The 3,779-nt window shown below is 62.7% G+C and carries 5 protein-coding genes; 3 read left to right on the plus strand and 2 right to left on the minus strand.

The annotated features are described in order from the left end of the window. Positions 1-616, minus strand: a 616-nt coding sequence (betI, locus tag EN914_RS27810) for a choline-responsive transcriptional repressor BetI (protein WP_127389391.1), incomplete at its 3' end; no start/stop codon positions are given. An 80-nt stretch (positions 617-696) separates the two neighbouring features. On the opposite strand from betI, the gene choX reads away from it, so the two are divergent. Together choX and EN914_RS27820 are read left to right on the plus strand one after the other, a co-directional pair. Next, positions 697-1,635, plus strand: a complete 939-nt coding sequence (gene choX, locus EN914_RS27815) for a choline ABC transporter substrate-binding protein (RefSeq protein WP_024505715.1) — start codon at positions 697-699, stop codon at positions 1,633-1,635. Positions 1,636-1,643: 8 nt separating this feature from the next. Then, a complete protein-coding gene (locus EN914_RS27820) occupies positions 1,644-2,456 on the plus strand; it encodes an alpha/beta fold hydrolase (protein WP_024505716.1) in 813 nt (270 codons plus the stop codon). 83 nt (positions 2,457-2,539) lie between these two features. Here the strand turns inward: EN914_RS27820 and EN914_RS27825 are convergent, their stop codons facing one another. Continuing rightward, a complete protein-coding gene (locus EN914_RS27825) occupies positions 2,540-3,325 on the minus strand; it encodes an NIPSNAP family protein (RefSeq protein ID WP_024505717.1) in 786 nt (261 codons plus the stop codon). Positions 3,326-3,474: 149 nt separating this feature from the next. Here EN914_RS27825 and EN914_RS27830 point away from each other — a divergent pair. Continuing rightward, a partial coding sequence (locus EN914_RS27830; protein WP_245497853.1) for a TetR/AcrR family transcriptional regulator occupies positions 3,475-3,779 on the plus strand: 305 nt, incomplete at its 3' end.

A 3,779-nucleotide genomic window follows, 5' to 3' on the forward strand; every position in this document is an offset into this window, starting at 1 on the left:
CCCCAAAAGCCAGCCGTCCCGCGACATAATTCTTGACCTGGCGGACAGCCTGTTCGCGCGACACGCTGCCCGGCTGCAGGCCGAGCCGCAACCAAAGCCCGTCGATCAGCGCGGTGACGCCAAGCGCGATGTCGTCGGCATCTCCGGGCGAGGCGAGGCCGCGCAGGCCCGACAACAGGTTCGAGCGCATGCGCGCATGGATCACCCTCTGGATACGAGCCATCTTCTCGTCGCGCGGCACCTCGGCGCAGAGCGACAGCCAGGCATGGCAGAGAGGCGGCTGGAACAGATGCTCCTCGAAATTGCCCTCGATCACCGCATCCATGCGCTCCATCGGCGTCTGCGCCCGGCGAAGCCGCGCGATCACCGCCTGGCACAGGACGGCGTTTGCCTCACGCATCGCGTGCTCGAACAATTCCTGCTTGTTGCGGAAATAGTGCAGCACGATGCCCTTGGAGGCACCGGCCTGCGCCGCCACCTTTTCCAGTGTCGCGCCGGCAATACCCTCGCGCTCCAGCACCGCGAAGGCCGCCTGCCGCAATTCCTTGCGGCGGATCTCACTGAGACGCTTGAGTTTCACGGCATCGGTCCATGCATGTCGAATCCACGTTGACATCTTCGTCCGTTCAGATCAAGAATTGACCCATGGGTCAATAAAAAGACCGATTGGTCATTTTGTGGACGAGGAGAACCGAAATGTTGCGCATCCTTGCAAATGGCGTCTGCCTTGCCGGCCTCATGTTGGCCACTCATGCGGCCCAGGCGGCCGAGGCCGAAGAGTGCAAGACGGTCCGCATGGCCGAACCCGGCTGGAACGACCTTGCCTTCACTACAGGAGTCGCAAATGTCCTGTTGGAGGCGCTTGGCTACCAGCCGCAAAGCCAGGTGCTCGGCATCAACGTCATCTATGAGGGCATGAAGAACAGGGACATCGACCTGTTCCTGGGCTACTGGGACCCGGCCATGGTCACCTATTACGAGCCCTACAAGAAGGACGGCTCGGTCGAGAATGTGCGCGTCAATCTCGTAGGCGCCAAATACACATTCGCCGTGCCGACCTATGTCTGGGAAGCCGGCGTCAAGGACATTTCCGACCTGCACAAATTCGCCGACAAATTCGGCAAGAAAATGTACGGCATCGAGCCCGGTTCAAACCAGTTGATGATGGACGCTATCGCCGATCCCGCCTTTGGCCTGGACGGCTGGCAGGTGGTCGAATCGAGCGAAGCCGGCATGCTTTCCGAGGTCGGCTACGAGATCAAGGAGAAGCAGTTCATCGTCTTCCAGGGCTGGGCGCCGCACCCGATGAACACGATGTACGACTTCAAATATCTGACCGGCGGCGACAAGTTCTTCGGCCCGAATTTCGGCGCCGCGACGGTGACGACGCAGGTGCGCAAGGGCTATCTGCAGCAATGCCCGAACGTCGCACAGTTCTTGAAAAACCTCGCCTTCGACATCGATTTCGAGAATGTCGGCATGGGTTATCTGATCAATGACGGCATGAAGCCGGAGGACGGCGCGCTGAAGGCAATCACGGCCAACAAGAGCCGTCTCGATGCCTGGCTCGCCGGTGTCACCACCTTCGACGGCCAACCCGGCCTTGCCGCGGTCAAGGAAAAGCTCGGCCTGTGAGGGCGGCGGTGCTGAATGCCTGCGCGAACCAGGACGGCTGGGCCGGCCGCAAGCAGTTCGTCACTGTCGGCAATCTCGACATCGCCTATGTCGAGATAACAGGCGCCGAGCCGGCACTGCTGTTGGTGCACGGCTTCACCGACACCAGCCGCAGCTTTTCGCTTCTGGCGCCCTATCTGGCCGGCCGCCGTCTGATCATGCCGGATCTGCGTGGCCACGGTTCCTCGCAGGCCGGCAAAGGCTGCGGCATAGCCGATTTCGCCGACGATATTGCCGGGCTGATCCTACGCTTGCGGCTCGACCGGCCGCTCGTCGTTGGCCATTCGCTGGGCGCCATGGTGGCCATCGCATTGGCAGGGCGACACAGGGAGCTGATTGGCGGGCTGGTGGTGCTGGCCGGCACGCTGAAGCCCGATTTCGCGCCGGATCATCCGCTGGTCGCGGGCGTCGAGGCGCTGCGCGACCCGATATCGCCGGCCGATCCGTTCTACGCCTGGTGGCATGCCTGCAGTCCCGACGTGCCTCCAGCCTTTCTCGCTGGCCTGGCGCAAGAGGCCTCGGCGATGCCGACGCTGCGCTGGCGCGCGATTCTCGAGGAAATCCGCCGCGCCGATCTGACCGATGCGGCGCGGGCCGTGCAAGTCCGGACGCTGATCATTGCCGGCGCGTGCGACCCGCTGTTCGCCGAGGCGCACCAGCAGGCGTTGCAATCCGCTCTTGCCGGAGCCGTCTTCGTTCGGGCTGAGAGCTGTGGCCACAACCCGCATTGGGAAGATCCGGCCCTCGTCGCCAAGACCATCATCGAGGCATTTGAAGTCTGATGCATGTCGCCCAAAAGTGGCCCCGGTTTTGGGAGAATGACATGCACAAAAAAGGATCTATTCCTAAAGCGCGTCGACGCGCTTTAGGAATAGATCCCGACCAGCGATTGCGATGTCGGCGACAGCCGCAAAGTTTCCGTGGGTTTGGTCCGGCCGGGTTGCGCGGCCCGCCAAAAATCCTGCCATGCCGGCGAGGCGGCAAGCGCGGCCTTGTGGCGGGCATGCGCTTCAGTGCTGGCAAAACCCATGACGCTGATGAAGACGTTTTCGTCAGCCCGTACCGGCAGGCGCGGAAAACTGTTTTCGGCAGGCTCGGTCACGAACGCGGCGAGCAGGCGTGCGTCGGCTGTCATCAGGCACGCCGTCTCAATCTCGAAGCGGGTGGTGAAATCTGCCTCCGTGCCGGGCTGCAAATGATGAATCTCGATGACAACGATGCCGGTCAGCAGCCTGTTTAGAATGGGCTTTTCGTCGCCGGCCAGGCTTGGCCGCTGCGCCCCCGCGAGGTCGAAGCCGGCGCCCGGCCACGCCGGCTTGAGCAGCAGCACATCGTCGGAATCGATCATCGTCGCGTTGGCCGCATCGCGGTGCGCCGCCCAGACCGGCCCGCCATAGAAAGCGGCAAGAGCATTTTTCCGCGCATCCATGCTGTCGAAGCCGCGCATCCAGACGAACATGTCAGGCCGATCGAGATCCCGGAACTGGCCGATGATGGTCATTCCGGTGTCCTCCTGGCCCTCGATCAATCTGCCGTCGAAGATGTCGATGAGCGTGTCGCGCCGGCCGGGTTTCAGCGTGTATTGCCGCAGCTCGACGACAGGCGAGGCGAGCGCTGAGGGTTTCGTCGCGACGTTCTGGGGCAGGTTCATCCGGCATTCTCCAAAACAGGGTGATTGTCCTGTTTGTAAAACAGACCGGTTGTCCTGTTTTGTCAATATGCTAATGTCCGGCAATGTCAGCAGAGATGATCGCTCAACCAAAACCGCGCCCGGGAAAACGCATCAACGACCCTGAGGGCATGCGCAAGAAAGTGCTCGATGTCGCCGAGGATGCGTTCCAGGCGCGCGGCTATCACGCCTCCAGCATCGGCGACCTGATGGCGGCGGCTGATGTCAGCGGCGGCGCGCTGCATCACCATTTCCCGACCAAGAAGGCGCTGGCGCTGGCGGTGATCGACGAGCGTGTGGCGGCAGCGGTCGAAGAGACATGGATCGCGCCGGTGCTGGCGGCGGCATCAGACCGCGAAGGCGTGCGCGCGGTGTTCGAGGCCGTGGCGGCGCAACTGGAGCAGCAGGGTTTCGTGCGCGGCTGTCCGCTCAACAA

The sequence above is a fragment of the Mesorhizobium sp. M7A.F.Ca.CA.001.08.2.1 genome (genome assembly GCF_003998455.1).
GTDB lineage: Bacteria > Pseudomonadota > Alphaproteobacteria > Rhizobiales > Rhizobiaceae > Mesorhizobium > Mesorhizobium ciceri.